The sequence below is a fragment of the Paenibacillus amylolyticus genome, assembly GCF_051136285.1.
Lineage (GTDB): Bacteria > Bacillota > Bacilli > Paenibacillales > Paenibacillaceae > Paenibacillus > Paenibacillus amylolyticus_F.
The window spans coordinates 700,096-716,134 of record NZ_CP194938.1 but is presented as its reverse complement, the minus strand read 5'-3'; the positions used below and the strand labels follow the sequence as shown (position 1 = coordinate 716,134).

The 16,039-nt window shown below is 44.5% G+C and carries 15 protein-coding genes; 14 read left to right on the top strand and 1 reads right to left on the bottom strand.

What is annotated here, in order from left to right:
• From ACR8BL_RS03205 to ACR8BL_RS03155, 11 genes are all read left to right on the top strand, one after another.
• Window positions 1-630 (top strand): pentapeptide repeat-containing protein, encoded by a 630-nt coding sequence (locus tag ACR8BL_RS03205; RefSeq protein WP_434751276.1) that lies wholly within the window; start codon window positions 1-3, stop codon window positions 628-630.
• 105 nt (window positions 631-735) lie between these two features.
• On the top strand, window positions 736-2,232 hold the full coding sequence (locus ACR8BL_RS03200; RefSeq protein WP_434756548.1) for a DEAD/DEAH box helicase: 1,497 nt from the start codon (window positions 736-738) through the stop codon (window positions 2,230-2,232).
• Between the two features lie 147 nt (window positions 2,233-2,379).
• A complete protein-coding gene (locus ACR8BL_RS03195; RefSeq protein ID WP_434751275.1) occupies window positions 2,380-2,730 on the top strand; it encodes an MmcQ/YjbR family DNA-binding protein in 351 nt (116 codons plus the stop codon).
• A gap of 68 nt (window positions 2,731-2,798) precedes the next feature.
• On the top strand, window positions 2,799-3,698 hold the full coding sequence (locus ACR8BL_RS03190) for an alpha/beta hydrolase (protein ID WP_434751274.1): 900 nt from the start codon (window positions 2,799-2,801) through the stop codon (window positions 3,696-3,698).
• A 182-nt stretch (window positions 3,699-3,880) separates the two neighbouring features.
• Window positions 3,881-5,434, top strand: a complete 1,554-nt coding sequence (locus tag ACR8BL_RS03185) for a hypothetical protein (protein WP_434751273.1) — start codon at window positions 3,881-3,883, stop codon at window positions 5,432-5,434.
• A 365-nt stretch (window positions 5,435-5,799) separates the two neighbouring features.
• The gene (locus tag ACR8BL_RS03180; RefSeq protein WP_434751272.1) at window positions 5,800-6,954 is read left to right on the top strand and encodes a type III polyketide synthase; all 1,155 of its coding nucleotides are present in this window, start codon (window positions 5,800-5,802) and stop codon (window positions 6,952-6,954) included.
• Complete coding sequence (locus ACR8BL_RS03175; RefSeq protein ID WP_434751271.1) at window positions 6,941-7,669, top strand: methyltransferase domain-containing protein; 729 nt, start codon at window positions 6,941-6,943, stop codon at window positions 7,667-7,669. Before ACR8BL_RS03180 ends, ACR8BL_RS03175 begins: the two co-directional genes overlap by 14 nt.
• The gene (locus tag ACR8BL_RS03170) at window positions 7,666-8,805 is read left to right on the top strand and encodes an NAD(P)/FAD-dependent oxidoreductase (RefSeq protein ID WP_434751270.1); all 1,140 of its coding nucleotides are present in this window, start codon (window positions 7,666-7,668) and stop codon (window positions 8,803-8,805) included. The genes ACR8BL_RS03175 and ACR8BL_RS03170 overlap by 4 nt, the downstream gene beginning before the upstream one ends.
• Window positions 8,806-8,981: 176 nt before the next feature.
• Complete coding sequence (locus ACR8BL_RS03165; protein WP_434751269.1) at window positions 8,982-10,172, top strand: PLP-dependent aminotransferase family protein; 1,191 nt, start codon at window positions 8,982-8,984, stop codon at window positions 10,170-10,172.
• A 153-nt stretch (window positions 10,173-10,325) separates the two neighbouring features.
• Complete coding sequence (locus ACR8BL_RS03160) at window positions 10,326-11,177, top strand: lysostaphin resistance A-like protein (protein ID WP_434751268.1); 852 nt, start codon at window positions 10,326-10,328, stop codon at window positions 11,175-11,177.
• Between the two features lie 17 nt (window positions 11,178-11,194).
• Window positions 11,195-11,803, top strand: coding sequence for a TetR/AcrR family transcriptional regulator (locus ACR8BL_RS03155; RefSeq protein ID WP_434751267.1), 609 nt, complete (start codon window positions 11,195-11,197; stop codon window positions 11,801-11,803).
• A gap of 244 nt (window positions 11,804-12,047) precedes the next feature.
• Here ACR8BL_RS03155 and ACR8BL_RS03150 read toward each other — a convergent pair whose 3' ends face one another.
• Window positions 12,048-12,473, bottom strand: a complete 426-nt coding sequence (locus ACR8BL_RS03150) for a MaoC family dehydratase (protein WP_434756547.1) — start codon at window positions 12,471-12,473, stop codon at window positions 12,048-12,050.
• A gap of 197 nt (window positions 12,474-12,670) precedes the next feature.
• Between ACR8BL_RS03150 and ACR8BL_RS03145 the strand changes: the two genes are divergently transcribed.
• From ACR8BL_RS03145 to ACR8BL_RS03135, 3 genes are all read left to right on the top strand, one after another.
• A complete protein-coding gene (locus tag ACR8BL_RS03145; RefSeq protein WP_434751265.1) occupies window positions 12,671-13,546 on the top strand; it encodes an AraC family transcriptional regulator in 876 nt (291 codons plus the stop codon).
• Between the two features lie 85 nt (window positions 13,547-13,631).
• Window positions 13,632-14,909, top strand: coding sequence for an ABC transporter substrate-binding protein (locus ACR8BL_RS03140; protein ID WP_434751264.1), 1,278 nt, complete (start codon window positions 13,632-13,634; stop codon window positions 14,907-14,909).
• Window positions 14,910-15,139: 230 nt separating this feature from the next.
• Window positions 15,140-16,030, top strand: a complete 891-nt coding sequence (locus ACR8BL_RS03135; RefSeq protein ID WP_434751263.1) for a carbohydrate ABC transporter permease — start codon at window positions 15,140-15,142, stop codon at window positions 16,028-16,030.
• The last annotated feature ends 9 nt before the right edge of the window (window positions 16,031-16,039 follow it).

The following is a 16,039-nucleotide window of genomic DNA, read 5'->3' as shown; positions in this document are numbered from 1 at the left end:
ATGAAAATAGAGAAACCCAAGCTACAGGAACATTTGCTTGAACCTGAGCCGATGTATACATTTGAATCAAAAACAGAATACAGAGACAGGTTGATAGAGAATATAACGCTGGATTTGCAGGAAGTGAGCAAGGCAGCATTTGAGAACGTTATCTTCCGGCATGTAACCATTCTGGAATCCTCACTTGAACACTGTGAATTTACAGATGTGCGGTTTGAACACTGTGATTTTTCCAATGTGAATCTGCAAAATACATTTATGCATCGCACGGAGTGGGTGAATTGCAAGCTGGTTGGTACGGACTTTTCCGGCAGCAGGTGGCAAAATGTGAGCGTTTTGCAGAGTGTATGTGACTATAGTAATTTCCGGTTTGCGCATCTCAAACAGGTTGAATATTCCGAGTGTAGCTTGATCGGTGCTGACTTTGCCTATTTGAAATTACAGAAGATCACATTTGGCGCATGCAAGCTGAATCAGGTAACGTTTACCGGAACAGCAATGAAGGGTATGGATCTGAGTGATTGTGAATTGGATGCTCTGGTTCTTACAATTGAAGATTTAGCTGGGTGTGTCATTGCACCGCATCAAGCGGCTATCTTTGCAGGGTTAATGGGGCTTATCATTAAATAAATATCAAAAAAGTATACAGAATCCTTTTTAAATGTTATCCTTAACTGTTACGTGTGACATAAAGATTCGTTTTATGTAGAGATTTGCGTAAATGAAGGAGATAACATGACATTTCAGGAATTAAACATTATCCCTCCGATTTTGGAAGGGTTGAAAAGAGCTAATTACACCAAACCTACTCCGATTCAGGAGCAGTCCATACCAGCAGTGCTTGCAGGCCGAGATTTACTCGGTTGTGCCCAGACGGGAACAGGCAAGACTGCAGCATTTTCGGTGCCCATTATTCAGTTATTGAGTGAAAGCAGCCAAGGGAAACAAGGGGCTTCAGGAAAGCCGGCAGATAAAAAGGCAAAGTCCGTTCGTGCGATTCGCTCGCTCATTTTGTCCCCGACCCGAGAGCTTGCCATCCAGATATCTGATAACATTAAAGTCTACAGCAGATACACCGACATTCGTTCGGTTGCAATTGTGGGTGGAGTATCTCAAAAGGTGCAAGAGCGTGCATTGCAGCAAGGGGCAGATATTGTCATTGCTACACCTGGACGTCTGATGGATCTTGTGAATCAGAAGCAGATTGATCTGAAAATGGTGGAGATTCTCGTACTGGATGAAGCTGACCGTATGCTGGATATGGGCTTTATCCACGATGTGAAACGTATCATTGCCAAGATGCCAAACAAAAAACAGACTTTATTTTTCTCAGCAACGATGCCGCCAGAGATTGTGAAGATGGTGCAAACCTTGCTGGTGAATCCTGTGAAAGTAGAGATTACTCCGGTTTCTTCAACCGTAGATCGCATCAAACAATCTGTATATTTGCTGGAGCATGGCAAGAAACAGAACATGTTGAATCATATTTTGCAGGATGAATCCATAGCTACCGCACTGGTATTTACTCGCACGAAACGTGGGGCTGATCGGGTTACGCGGGATTTGGCTAAAATTAATGTGACGGCACAGGCCATTCATGGCAACAAGTCGCAGAACGAACGCCAGCGGGCACTGAACAATTTTAAAAGTGGTGTAACGCGTGTGCTCGTAGCAACCGATATTGCAGCAAGAGGAATTGATGTAGAGGAATTAACTCATGTCATCAACTTCAATCTGCCCAACATTCCAGAGACGTATGTTCACCGTATTGGACGGACGGGTCGAGCTGGTAAAAGCGGGATGGCTATTTCGTTCTGTGAGAAGGATGAGCTTCCTTTCCTGAAAGATATCGAGAAAGTGATCAAAAAATCGATTCCCGAGGTGAAGGATCATCCTTATCCGATGACAAACATGCCTGCATTTGCACAAATGAGCTCAACGAAACCGGCTTCCAAAGCTTACGGCGGCAAGCCTGCTAAAAACAAAACAAATCCGGCTCGCAAGCCGAAGTCCGAATGGTTTACCAAGCGGGATAAAATGGCATCCGGCAGCAGAGCCGAGGATCGCCATACGAGTGGTTCACGTCCTGCACGTAGTGAGCAGTCGAATCCCTACAAAGGTGGAGAGACATCTCGCACAACCCCTAAAGGGGAGCACAGCAAAACAAAAAGCCGTGCCTCCTATCAGGGCCAACAGCGCCGGGGCAAAACGCGCAGTGACCAAGCCACATAACTGAACGACAATATATTGAGCCTTCTCCGATTTTGGAGGAGGTTTTGTTTTGTTATTTGTATTGTTAAATGTTGAACTGCATTTACAGCCAAACATACATTCGGTAAAATGGAAGACAGATGAATGAAGTGTATAGGGGGCAATGGGATGGAAACCATGATGAATTATTGTCTTGCCAAAAAAGGAGCCGTTAAAGAATTTTCATTCGGGCCTGAAACAGCCGTAATTAAGGTAGCGGACAAAATGTTTGCTCTTCTGTTTGAAGGGAGTGGAGAGCACAGCCGTTTGAATCTGAAATGTGATCCGATTATTGCAGAGAACCTGAGAGAGCAGCATAAGGCCGTTAAGCCCGGTTACCATATGAATAAAAAACACTGGAATACCGTGATGCTCGACGGCTCCCTGCCGGACGAAGACATATATGCCATGATTGATCACTCCTATGACCTGATCGTGCAGAAGCTACCAAAGAGGATTCAGGAGACGCTGAGCGAATAGAATGAATGATGCCACATGGAGTGGTGTCAGTATCCCCGTTTGGAACAAAGACGAAGGAGTGAATGGGAATGGATCAACAGCAGCAGATTGCCATGGTTCAACAAATGCGTCAGCATAGCTCGGGAAATGATCAAGGACTCCAACCAAGTATTACATATGATGTTACAGTAAAAGAATACATGATCCCCACTTCGGCTGGAGACACGCGAGTACTGGTATATGTGCCCAATCGGCAGAACGAACCAGCTTTAACTTTGCCCGTGTTCTTTAACATGCATGGCGGAGGATTTGTGCTGGGGCAAGCGGACGGGGATGATCCCTGGTGCCGTTTAATTGCAGATCGTGCAGGATGTATGGTTGTGAACATTGATTATAAGCTAGCACCTGAACACAAATTTCCAACAGCGGTTTATGAGTGTTACGATGTGGTGAAATGGGTCCATACTCACGCAGATGAGTTCTCTGCTAATGTATCGATGTTCGCTATTGGCGGTCACAGTGCCGGAGGGAATCTGGCTACGGCGGTATGTTTGCTTAATCGGGAACGTGGGAATGAGTTCCCGATCTTGCTGCAGATTATCGATTATGCTGTATTGGATCTGGCAACAGACCCGGCGGAGAAACCTGGTTTTCCAGAAGCGATTCCAGCCGATGTGGCTAGGACTTTTAATACGATGTATCTGATGAAACCAGAGGATGCTTCGAATCCGCTAGTTTCTCCTATACTCGCCGATTCGCTCTCTAATTTGCCTGAAGCGCTGATCATTACTGCTGAGAGAGATTCTCTAGCCCAGGAAGCACGTGCATACGCAGCGAAGTTGGAAGCAAGTGGCGTGAGCGTGACTCTTAAGGAATACCAGGGAGCAGTCCACGGCTTTACACATCATGGCGATCTTCAGATGGCTGAAGATGCGTGGTATTTGATGAGTGACAAGTTGAAGGGTGTTTTTAACCAAGCTAGCGTTTAAAAAACGTTAACTTTAGGGGGAGCCGTCGGTAGGCGGCTTTTCGTAGTGACAAAGGCAGGAATTTTCCTAATGTAGGGCTTTATTCACAAGATAAACTGGATTGTTGATCCTGGTAAGCTTATATCTCTCAGTTTTATAATAGTACTGAAAGTTTTTACACTACTTTTAGACAGGAGATTAAGATGAAAAAACGTCATTTTACAGTATTCTTACTATTTTTGTTATTTTTTTGGGGTTACATCTTTCCAGGAAAAGTAGCAATGGCTAGTGAGGAAGAAGCTGGAGCAAAGCAAAAAATATATTTTCAATGGATGTATCATACTTATTCGCAGAACGAAACGAAAGAGCCTATCGTTCGAAAGACGATTGTAGATTATTCGACAGGTCTGTTTACTCATGAAGATACGGTAATTGATTTTATAGACAAATCAAAGGACTATTCTTTTAGTGAAGCAGATGGATCGAATACAAAGAGCCCTTGGATTAGGTACAGCACGTTATACACTGGATCTACTCAGCAAATTTTGAAATTCGATAGTCGCTCTAACAAGGTATCCATAATAGGAAATGTAAATAAATCTACGGGTACAATTGATGCAATTTATCCAGATGCGAACATGTATGTTGTCGAAAAAGGAACACGTGAGTATCTCGTATATTCATTAACAACGAATAAGTTAATACATAGAACTAAAGAAAGACCTTCCGAACACACGAGTCTTTATGTAACAAATTTGTTATTTCATAATGATTTCGATCCAGAACCAACTAAAGGTTCGTTATATGTTACGCCAGGGAAATATTACGTTTCTGGCCGAGGTTATGTCGACAATCCCGGTGAATATTCTTACGAGATCAGGCCAGATGGGAGCAAGCGCAGACTAGGTTCCTATAGAAAAAAAAACACGGATGACTACGTCTACAAGAAAATGTTAACTTCATCTACAATGTATAAGCAAACGAAGCAAAAAAGAATGTTCAAACACGAATTGATTATTAACGGCAAGGCACATACATTACTCGAATCCAATTCAGCTAAGGCGAATTACATATTCGGTGTTGCGCAGTTTAGTCCTAACGGGAAATATGTTGTACTCTGGGTTAACTATACGGAGAATGGCCGTCGCGTTCCTGGAAAGGAAGAATACCGTATATTTGACACCTCATCCGCGAAACTAATCCAAACGATCCCTATTAATACGACAGGTGGATCTTCTGCGATTGACTTCGGACTGGGTTGGGTGAATAATAATAATACGGATCACATTATGCAATCTGGATTGTTAAATAAAGGTGCATTACGAGTCATTGGCTCTAATCTGATGACACCTTCCAGAAGCGGAAATGTCATTAACGCTTCAAGTCAGAGAGAGTACTTTTATACATTTGACCTGGCCAATTATTTAACCATTAATGATCCTGTGCCAGTTAAATACCAAGGGGAATATATGCAATTCCAGGGTCAAGGAACATTCAGAGCGATGGACTCTACAATCTATACTCCTGTAGATGAGTTAGTGAAACTGATCGATGGCAGTGTAGATCGCAGTAAGAATGAAATCATCGTGAAGTATCAAGACAAGTCTTTCACTCTAAATCCGGATAAACAAATCAGGTGGAAGAATAGGATCTATTATCCTTTGAGAGAGATCCTGACCGGGGTATCGTTAAAATTACTGGTCGAATCCAATTCGAAAGCAGCTGAAGATTGGAAAGAATTAAGGATCATCGATTAATCTAATGTTGGAATGAGGAAACATACAAGTAGTCAACGAGATATAAATAGAATAAAAATAGATATAGCGCCTTCTAAAGATGATCACAGCCGCATGCAATCTGCATCGGAATGATTCATCTTGGAAGGTGTTTTTTATGAAATTTTAAAGTTCCCTAAACAGGGCTTCTGAGTAAGCAGGCATCTTAATAAAATATACAGTCATAGCTAAGAACTCGTCATTGAGAAACAGTGATGTTACGTTACGGTTTAATCATCTGTGCTGTTATTTTATATGCATCAATACCATTTTGGGGGTTACAACCTTTTCATAAAGGGTAAGAGGTGTTAATTACAGGAAATCATAACCAAAATCAGGAGGTTATTATGAATCCAAACAACTCGAGTGATATCGCCATCCTTGGTATGGGGACAGCTCTCCCTGCGCACATGGTAGCTCAGCCGGAAATCGCGGAGCTTATCGCTTCTTCACTACATGATCGACCGGATCTGGCCCGCTTTGCCAAGCGCATTTTCAGATCATGCGGTGTAGAGACACGGTTTACCGTGGAACCGAGTTATCTTGGCTCTCTGGATGAATGTCGTTATATCTCTTCGGGTGAACAGCCTGAGATTCCGACGACACGGGAACGAATGGATACATACCAGCGGGAAGCACTCCCTCTGGCGATCAAGGCAGCGGAAGAAGCGATGGAGGACGCGCGGATCTCTCCCGAAACGATAACTCACATGATAACGGTCAGCTGCACCGGGCAGTATTTACCGGGACTCGACGTGCAGCTCATCCAACACTTTGGACTTTCTGCTCGTGTGAATCGATTACCGCTCATTTTTCAAGGCTGTGCAGCAGGATTAAAAGCCTTACAGATGGCACGTGACGTTGTGCAGGGTGCACCAGGCTCTCAAGTGTTGATTGTTTGCGTGGAGCTGTGCACACTTCATTTCCAGCCGGTAAAGGATCGGGAAGCACTGTTTGCGGCATCGTTCTTTGGGGACGCAGCTTCCGCATCCATCGTGGGCACGCCTGAAGAGAGGCATAGAGACTACTTAAGTTTGGGAACCGGATATTCGGTGCTTTTGCCAGATTCGACGGAGGACATGACTTGGGAAGTGGCTGATTACGGATATGATCTACATCTGTCGCCCCGAATTCCGAAGTTGCTGGGAAACCATCTCCAAGAAGAGTTAGGTCTTTTGCTGCAGAGCGAGCAGCTTCCTGAACTGTGGGCGATCCATCCTGGCGGACGAGGAATCGTAGATTCTGTACAGGAAGTCATGAGTCTAAGACCGGAACAGACGAAGTACAGTCGGGATATTTTGAGAGATTACGGTAATTTGTCCTCGAATACAATTCTGTTTGTGCTTCAGGCGATGCGTATGGATATGAAAAAGCTGGAACAGTTGTCTACGGAAGGCGTAGCGATGGCTTTTGGGCCTGGACTTACGGCAGAACTAATGAAATTCACCTATGTTCCAGCTATAACATCGGTAATGGAGGAGCAGGCTCATGTCCTTCTTTAGAAGATTGGGCAGTCGTGCCAAGGAAGAAGAATTGATGGATGACTTCTCCGTGGGCGGAGAAGAATTGCGTGAAGCGCTTCGGCATCTGCGGCGGTTGAACAAAATATTTGCTGCGCCCGGCCCTACAGTATCAGGCATCGATAAATTGTGGAACTCCATGGGCAGACCGGATGAGCTGACAATTCTGGATGTGGGCGCTGGTTCAGGAGATGTGAATCTGAAGTTGCTACAATGGGCGAAGGATCGAGGTATCGATATGCATATTACGTTGGTGGATCTGACGGAAGAGGCCTGTGAAGAGGCCAGAGAGCTATTCCATCACGAGCCGCGTGTTCGAGTAAAGCGTGCTGATCTAACTACGCTGCCAGATGCTGCAGCCGATATTGTGACAGGATCGCAGTTTATTCACCATTTTGAGGGAGAACAGCTTGTAGATATGGTATCTCATATGCTGCGAGCTTCCAGATATGGCGTGGTTATCAATGATATCCATCGTCATACGGTGTCTTATAAGGCGGTATGGATTACAACAAGGCTTATTTCGCGTAATCGTTATATCCGTCATGATGGGCCGCTGTCGGTAGCGAAGGGATTCACAGACCAAGATTGGCGGGAACTTAAGCAACGGTTGAACCATGACACAATGACCTATGAGTGGAAACCGTTGTTCCGATATTCTGTGGTGATTCCTCAAAAGGGAGGTGCACTAACATGACGAGATCAAAGGATGTGATCATTATCGGGGCGGGTATTGCGGGCAGTAGCTGTGCCATTGAACTGGCTCGGCAAGGATACCGAACGCTGCTGCTGGATCGTCAGCAGTTTCCACGCCATAAAACATGTGGAGAATTCATGTCTCCCGAAACGAGGGAGATGCTGGAGCATCTGGGCATCCATCTGCTGGAGCAGCAGAAGACCCCCAGCAGCATGGATCATGCCCGAATTACGATGCCGGATGGTGGCGAGATTGAAGCACCTTTGCCTGGATTTGCATACGGGATAAGCCGATATGAGCTGGATCAGCAGCTGCACCAGCAGGCACATGCTGCCGGAGCTGAAATTTTGACCAAAGTGAACATCACTTCTATTCAGCAACTTGAGGATCATCGTTATGAAGTGGAGGTTAAACAGGGTAACGAACGAATATGTTATCAAGCCAAGGCTGTCATCGGGGCATACGGTAGTAAAAAACTGCGAGGATCAAACAGCGCAGAAGGACTCCGAGACGAGACGATCTATGTCGGTGTCAAATCTCATTACAGAGGCATCGACATACCAGCGAGAGTGGAACTCTATTTTTGCGATGGCGGCTACGTTGGAATCTCTCCCATTGAAAATGATACGGTAAACGTTGCAGCACTCCTGACGTTGGATTCCGTGCAGGGGAGCGGCAAATCAGTGCCGGAAATCTTGCAGGCAGCAGCCAAGACGAATTCAAGTCTTGCAGCCCGTTTAACAGAAGGTGAAACCGTTCAGGGAACCCAAGTATCTGTTGCACCATTGCAGCTATCCAACGTACCGGAGCCATGGTCTGATTATCCACATATTGGAGATGCAATGATGGTGATTCCACCCTTGTGTGGAGATGGCATGTCCATCGCCCTTCGTTCTTCGATCCTCTGTTCGCGGTGGACAGATGCATATCTTAAGGACGAAATTGACTATACCGAGTGGCAAAGCGAGTACACACTCGAAGCCAAGCGTGAGTTTGCTCCATTGCTTCGAAGGGCGAGAACCATTCAGAATCTTGCTTTTGCGAAAACCAATCGCTTTTATCCGACCCTGGTTCGACTTTTCCCTGGATTGGCAAGCTATGTTGTCAAAGCTACGAGACTATCCGAGATGAAATAAAGCTGCCGCTGGCGGCTTTTTGTCGTTGTTCAAGGACATCTAGGGCATAAATTAGAATAATTAACATGTAACTTGGCGGCGGACGCTTTGGCAAATCGAGAAATGCTCGTATAATAGAGTCTAATGTATCATTCGAGACAGAAGTCAGATCAGATGCCGAGAGGATGTTATTGAAGATGAATTATACCTTTTCCAACCGGATTGCATCTTTGCAGCCGTCCATTATTCGTGAAATTTTAAAAGCTTCTTCAGGTCAAAACGTAATTCCATTCTCCGCGGGCAATCCCGCACCGGAGACGTTCCCCATTGAAGCGATTCGTACCTTCACTCAATCGATTCTGGAACAAGACCCGGTTACAGCGCTGCAATATGGTATCACGGAAGGTTATGTACCGTTGCGCGAAGCACTACAGCAGCATTTGGGTCAGAATTTTAATACAGGCAAGCCATCTGACCAGCTCTTCATCGTGTCTGGAGCACAACAAGGGATTGAGCTTGCATGTAAAGTCCTATGTAATGAAGGCGATACGATTATTTGTGAAAGTCCCAGCTTTATCGGCTCCTTGAATTCCTTCCGTGCTTCCGGTGCAAAACTTGCGGGTGTTCCGATGGAAATGGATGGCATGGATATGGATAAGTTAGAACAAGCGCTACAAAATGAGCCGAATGTGAAAATGATCTATGTCATTCCAAGCTTTCAGAACCCAACAGGGGTGACGACGAGTCTGGAAAAACGCAAAGCGATCTATGCATTGGCGAAAAAATATGGCGTGATGATTTTGGAAGATAATCCGTACGGGGAGCTTCGATTCAATGGCGAGGACGTGCCAACCATTAAATCGATGGACGAGGATGGCTTGGTGATCTATGTAGGCTCGTTCTCCAAAATTTTGTCGGCCGGACTTCGGGTTGGCTTTGTACAGGCTCCGTATGAAGTTGTGGAGAAGATGGTTGTAGCCAAGCAGGGAGAAGATGTACATACTGCGATGCTTCCGCAGATTTTGGCTCATCGTTTCATGACCGAGTATGATTATGCCGGACATATTAACCACATTCGCCAAGTCTATCGGAGAAAGGCTACATTAATGATGGACAAGCTGCAGGAGCATCTGGGTGACGCTGTGAACTATACCCGTCCGGATGGCGGACTGTTCCTCTGGTGTGATCTGCCTGCTCATATTCCGATGGTGGATTATGCCAAAACGGCGGCTGCCCAAGGTGTAGCTGTTGTACCAGGGAATGCGTTCCTTGTTAATGAGCAAGATCCTTGCAATGCAATTCGATTGAATTTCTCGACACCATCTGATGAACAAATTGCCAAAGGTGTGGAGATCCTTGGACATGTGTTAAGAAACTCGTTTTCGTAAAACCATTGAATGATCACACAAAAAGCCGCCCTCGGGCGGCTTTTTGTGTGATCATTTTAGCCAGTAAATATCGTTGACAGAAATGATTTGGATGTATATATTGTATTTACCGACTATGTAGTCGGTAAATACAATAAGAGATGGATGTGTGTCATGGAAAGAAATTATGGCCTTCAGCCGCCAATACCATTGGGTTTAAAATCCGCAGCAGGCTTCTTACTTATTTTTATAATTTGGCAAGGCGGTACTTTATTATGGTTCAATCTACTTCACATTCTGATTCCCGCTACTCGTTCTGGATTACCCCAATTGATCACACTTTATTTGTCTTTTTCTTTCCTAATTCTCGGCGTCTACATGATAACCAGGTATTTCTTTAAAATCCCTTTTAGAATATTTTTGTTTGAAGGTAAAAGACCTGATTTCCGCAAGTTTGCTATTTATTTTGTATGGTACTTCACTGCGCTTATCCTGTATGTATTTGTCGATATCGCCATGCATCCTCAAGCTTTTACGCTTAATTTTGATCCACTTCCGTGGTTAGGGGTACTCATAGTTACTGCTCCTTTGATTTTGTTTCAAAGTGCTGCTGAAGAGATTTTATTTAGAGGTTATATGTACCGTATGTTCAGATCATTAAGAGGTGGTGTATTCTGGTCTATCTTGGTTACTTCGCTAATCTTTACTCTTCTTCATGGTTTTAACCCCGAAATGCTGCATTACGGGATTTTTGGACCCCTGTATTATTTGCTGGTAGCGCTCTTTTTGGGAACTGTAGCTTGCCACACGAATGGTCTGGCTGCTCCCATCGGTATTCATTTTGCTACGAATATTTTTAATACATCCATATGGGGATATGGAACATCGACTTTGGAAAACATGGGTTTGCAAAATATTGTATACCGCCACACATTAGATATGCCATTTGCATTCTTTGGGATTTTTGTTATCGTTATCTCATATGTTGCTTTTCAAGTATTCAAGCATAAAAGGAACCGTTCATAAGGTTCCGGGAGGAGCTTATGACCAGAAGACGATTGCCAGCAGAAGAAGCTAAAACGATTATTTTAAACCATGCTAAACAGTTATTTATTGAAAAAGGCTATGATCGAGCTACTATGGATGACTTATGTGCGTTGACACAGATGAGCAAAGGAAACTTATACCACCACTTCAAAAACAAAGAGGTATTATTTCTCCAACTGCTTACTCAGCATACCGAACAAATGTCACAAAAATGGCTTTATTTGATGGAGCAATCTTCGTCTCCCAGCGAACAGTTGCTTGAAATGGCTGATTTATTCGGAAGAGACTGTGAGAATCCATTAATCCACGCACTTGGAGAATATTCCAGAACACTTTCTAGCGAATCCGAGTCATTGACTACATTAAAGGAGATCACCGAAGTAGCCTATTCTGCAATTAGGCAGGTGTTAAAGACGGGGATTAACCAAGGCATTTTTATTAATGAAGACATCGAAACATTGAGCTTTGGAGTCATGTCAACATTGGCTGGAGCGACACAGCTCTGCCTAACCATGCCAAATTTAAGCGGGGACGAATATGCAGCTCTGCATGTCAAAGCGATTAAGTTGCTTTTAAAGGGAATTACTATGGATGATCTAAGCTGAAATAAGCGAATAGTCTTGCCAACTGCTTAGGGCAATTTTTCCTGATATGGGGTTCGATTTAAGGATAGAAGGGATTGTTATAGGCTTGTCCAGGGAGTCGTCACTATTCGGTTGTTTGTAGGGTACAAACATTCCACTGAGTAGACGACTCATTTTTTTATTATTTTTGTAGTTAACCAACAAGAAACCATGTCGGTAATTTTTCTTCTCAGTTATTACGACAATACATAATGAGCCTCCCCTTTTAATTATCCACCAGCGCACTCAGCTCCGCCCGAAATACATTCTGACCTTTTTGGTTAAAAGTACTGAGCAGCACCGTCACCGTGCCATTCCCGGTTCGTCTCGGACGAAGTTCGGTGACTTCAGCGGTAACGTGAAGTTCATCCCCTGGATAGACAGGTTTCAAAAATTGAATCTGGTTCATACTTGTTCCAGCGATAATATGCTCACCATACACGCCAACATCGATCCATAGATGGAACGTGACGTTCAGGGTCTGCATGCCCGATGCAATCAGACCTCCAAAGCGTCCTTTTTTCGCTTTGTCCTCATCCAGATGCATATATTGCGGATCGTAAAGTTCGGCAAAACGAATGATGTCCTCCTTCGTTAAGTGAACCGACTCGGTTTCATAACGCTGTCCTATTTTAAAATCGCTGAATTTCATGTTTGACCACTCCGATTTCTTTGAATTTCCTTAGCATATATTAACATGCTTATGTTCAATCTCCCTAACCGTTGAGATCGGAAAATTTGGATGTTTGGTCCTATTTTAGATAGAATATGAGAAACGGGGAAGTACATTCAGGCATAAGTATAGAAACATGAGGCAGATGTGTATGGAAAAAAGAGGAGGCAAATGGCATGGGCGTACCTACTTTTCTGGAAACAGGTCACATGGCCGACGGGTTTCCCATTCGGTTAATTTATACAGGAGCAGAATTCAATTACGCCGCACATTGGCATGATGAAGTGGAACTTGTCGTTGTGAGTGGAAAGCATGCGCGAATTGGTGTAAATGAGCAAATGTTCGAACTGAACCAAGGAGATACGATTCTGATCAAGCCGGGGGATGTGCATTATTTTATGCCAGGCACCGGACGGCTGACGATTCTGTTGTTTCGGCTTGAATTGTTAACCGGGAGCTTCACGAGTGAAGCGGAGATGCAGGAGCTAGGGACACTTTTTAATCAAACGTCCATCATTCCGTGCAACAGTCAGTTCCACCCGAGTCCTTATATTGATGCAATTGCAACGGAGATAAAAAATCAGAAACCCGGTTACCGCTGGCTTATGGTATCTCGGTTATATGATCTGATCGTCCTGCTACTGCGTACTGCGCCACCGGCTCCACATAAGGCTACGTCATCATGCTGGCCTTGTGTGTCTTCCAAAAAGTTCGAGTTTCTTGAAGCGGTCTGCGAGTACCTGGAAGAACACTACGCCGAACCGATTAAGCTGGAACAGGTGGCGGAACACATGAAGTTCAGTAAATTCCATATCTGCAAACTATTCAAAGAGATCAAGGGAATAACGCTAATGGAATATTTAAATCATTTTCGCATTATTAAGTCGGAGTGGGCGCTTTTGTTTCGTCAGGAATCCATTTTGGAGATTGCGATCAGCCATGGATTTAACAATGTGAATTCTTATAATCGTCTGTTTAAAAAATATAATAACTGCACGCCGTCCGAATTTCGCAAACGTCATCGTTCCAATATCACAAAATATCAAGGATGATTGACAATATTTGTAGAGAAAGCTACCGCTCAAATTCTTATACTCAAATAAAATGTAAGCGTTTCCTTTTTAGGGAGGGTACTTTATGAAGAAATGGTTCAAGCGATGTGCTGTACCAGTCATGGTGCTTGCAGGCACAATCATGCTGTTAACAGGTTGCCAGACAGGAACGTCCAATGGTTCCAAGCAACAGGAGATCACGGTCTGGAGTTTCACAGATGAAGCAGGCTACGCCATTGAGAAATTCGAAGAGAAGTATCCAGATATCAAAGTGAATTTCGTTAATATTCCAGGCAACTTTTACCTGACCAAGCTCAAATCAGCACTTCAGACCAGTTCCAAAGCACCCGATGTGTTTATGATTGAGAATGGAAATATTCGGGAACTCATTGATGTACCTTATTTGGAAAACTTGTCAGCTGCACCATACAACGCAAACGAGTTAATTAAGGAGCAGTACCCTTTTGTGCAGGCTAATGAGCAGGATAGTGAGGGAAACGTCAGGGCGATTGGATATCAAGGCACGCCTGGTGGCATCTATTATCGCCGTGATCTGGCGAAAGAATATTTGGGTACCGACGATCCAGAGAAAGTCAGCGCTCAGATTGATACATGGGAAAAGATTTTTGCTATCGGAGAAAAAGTACAAGAACAAAGTGGCAACAAGGTGCATGCACTGGCGAACTGGAACGGGATAGCCAACTCCTACGATGGCATTCCTTGGGTGAAGGAAGGGAAGCTGGTCATTGATCCCACATACTTGAAGGTGCTTGATCTGGTACGTGAGGCACGGGAACGGCGTGTACTTGCTGAGTATGAGGATGGAAGCGCAGGTTATGCAGCCTCGATGCAAAAAGGAGAGGTCATGTTCTACCCGGCAGCGACTTGGGGACTTCAGTTTACGTTTAAAGCCAATGCACCCGATACCGAAGGCTTATGGGGGCTGGCACACGGGCCTTCGTCCTTCAGTTCAGGAGGGACTTACATTGCGATGTATAACAAGAGTGACCAGAAGGATGCCGCCTGGAAATTCATTCAATTTTACAACTTTGACCATGAATTTTTGAAGGGGCTTGCCAAAGAGCAGGATTACTTTACGAGTAACATGGTTGTGAATGACCAGCTTGCGGACTCGCTCACCTCGGCCTACCTAGGTGGACAAAAACATTTTGAATTTTTCTCGGAGGCCGCCAAGCAAGTTCCGGTGTATGAGCGAACCAAATATGACGGCATTATCAACACTGATATCTATCGAAATCTGCTGCAGCTGTATCTGAATGGTGATATCCAGACCAAGGAGGACGTGATCAAACGCATCAAGCGCGATGTACGCTTAAGGTTCCCGGAACTAGAGGTAGAGTAAGTTTACTACTCCAGAACCTATGAAGTTAGCTAAGCGTTTACACAAATAACGGAGAGGACAGAAGAAAGCTGGAAAAGCGAAGCGGTCGCCTTTATAACCGGATTTTCCATTTTAGTAAAGGAATCAAAAAAATCCGGGGATAACAGCGATTGAAAGACTCTTCTGTCATCGGAGTGCTTGTGTAACCATCGTAGTTCGCTTTAGGTCAATTAATGATTGGGGGACAGCGTATGTTTGCCAAAACAATTCGCAAAGACCATTACGGGTACTACTTTATTGCTCCTTTTTTTATTGTGTTTGCCATCTTTGGGCTGTATCCGATTCTGTACTCGTTATATATCAGTTTCACGAACTTCGACGGAATCACCACGCCTGAGTTCGTCGGGATCGGTAACTATGTCGCCGTGCTTCAGGACCCGCTTTTCTACAAAACGTTATTTAATACGCTCTTTATTTGGGGGGTGTCGGTAGTACCGCAATTGACGGTATCCCTCGTGCTGGCATTTATTTTAAACGATAAGTTGTTAAAGGGTCGGGATATTTTCCGGGCCGTGTACTTTTTCCCCAACATCGTCACCGCGGCTTCGCTCGGTTTGCTTGTCAGTCTGATTTTTGATTGGCAGTCAGGCGGACTAAATCATTTCCTTATGCAAGTAGGTTTGATTCAAGATCCGATCAATTGGAAAAATGACCCTTGGTTTATGAGGCTAATCGTGTCGTCGATCCTGTTTTTTCAGTATTTCGGCTACTCGATGGTCATCTATCTGGCCGGTCTGCAGGGGATTGACCCGGCGTTGCAGGAAGCCGCCCAGATTGATGGAGCCAAGAAAAAACATATCTTCATGCATATCGTCGTGCCGATGCTTAAACCGATTATTCTGTTCCAGATCATTACATCGATCATTGGTGGCATTCAGATTTTCGATCAGCCGTTTACCTTGACGAATGGTAATGGCGGTCCGGACCGCGCGGCAATGACCAGCATTATGTACCTCTATAATGTGGCGTTCCAGAGTACACGTTTTGGTTATGGAGCTGCCATTGCATTTTGTCTGTTCGTCATTATCATTCTGTTATCGGTTGCATCCTTCATCATGACCAAACGGAAGAGCCGTTCATAGGGAGGGAGA

Bases quoted from the DNA above. Each gene is read 5' to 3' on its own strand.
- ACR8BL_RS03175 (WP_434751271.1), top strand. From the start codon at position 6,941: ATGTCCTTCTTTAGAAGATTGGGCAGTCGTGCCAAGGAAGAAGAATTG.
- ACR8BL_RS03195 (WP_434751275.1), top strand. From the start codon at position 2,380: ATGGAAACCATGATGAATTATTGTCTTGCCAAAAAAGGAGCCGTTAAA.
- ACR8BL_RS03155 (WP_434751267.1), top strand. From the start codon at position 11,195: ATGACCAGAAGACGATTGCCAGCAGAAGAAGCTAAAACGATTATTTTA.
- ACR8BL_RS03185 (WP_434751273.1), top strand. From the start codon at position 3,881: ATGAAAAAACGTCATTTTACAGTATTCTTACTATTTTTGTTATTTTTT.
- ACR8BL_RS03170 (WP_434751270.1), top strand. From the start codon at position 7,666: ATGACGAGATCAAAGGATGTGATCATTATCGGGGCGGGTATTGCGGGC.
- ACR8BL_RS03190 (WP_434751274.1), top strand. From the start codon at position 2,799: ATGGATCAACAGCAGCAGATTGCCATGGTTCAACAAATGCGTCAGCAT.
- ACR8BL_RS03160 (WP_434751268.1), top strand. From the start codon at position 10,326: ATGGAAAGAAATTATGGCCTTCAGCCGCCAATACCATTGGGTTTAAAA.
- ACR8BL_RS03165 (WP_434751269.1), top strand. From the start codon at position 8,982: ATGAATTATACCTTTTCCAACCGGATTGCATCTTTGCAGCCGTCCATT.
- ACR8BL_RS03200 (WP_434756548.1), top strand. From the start codon at position 736: ATGACATTTCAGGAATTAAACATTATCCCTCCGATTTTGGAAGGGTTG.
- ACR8BL_RS03205 (WP_434751276.1), top strand. From the start codon at position 1: ATGAAAATAGAGAAACCCAAGCTACAGGAACATTTGCTTGAACCTGAG.
- ACR8BL_RS03135 (WP_434751263.1), top strand. From the start codon at position 15,140: ATGTTTGCCAAAACAATTCGCAAAGACCATTACGGGTACTACTTTATT.
- ACR8BL_RS03180 (WP_434751272.1), top strand. From the start codon at position 5,800: ATGAATCCAAACAACTCGAGTGATATCGCCATCCTTGGTATGGGGACA.
- ACR8BL_RS03145 (WP_434751265.1), top strand. From the start codon at position 12,671: ATGGGCGTACCTACTTTTCTGGAAACAGGTCACATGGCCGACGGGTTT.
- ACR8BL_RS03140 (WP_434751264.1), top strand. From the start codon at position 13,632: ATGAAGAAATGGTTCAAGCGATGTGCTGTACCAGTCATGGTGCTTGCA.
- ACR8BL_RS03150 (WP_434756547.1), bottom strand. From the start codon at position 12,473: ATGAAATTCAGCGATTTTAAAATAGGACAGCGTTATGAAACCGAGTCG.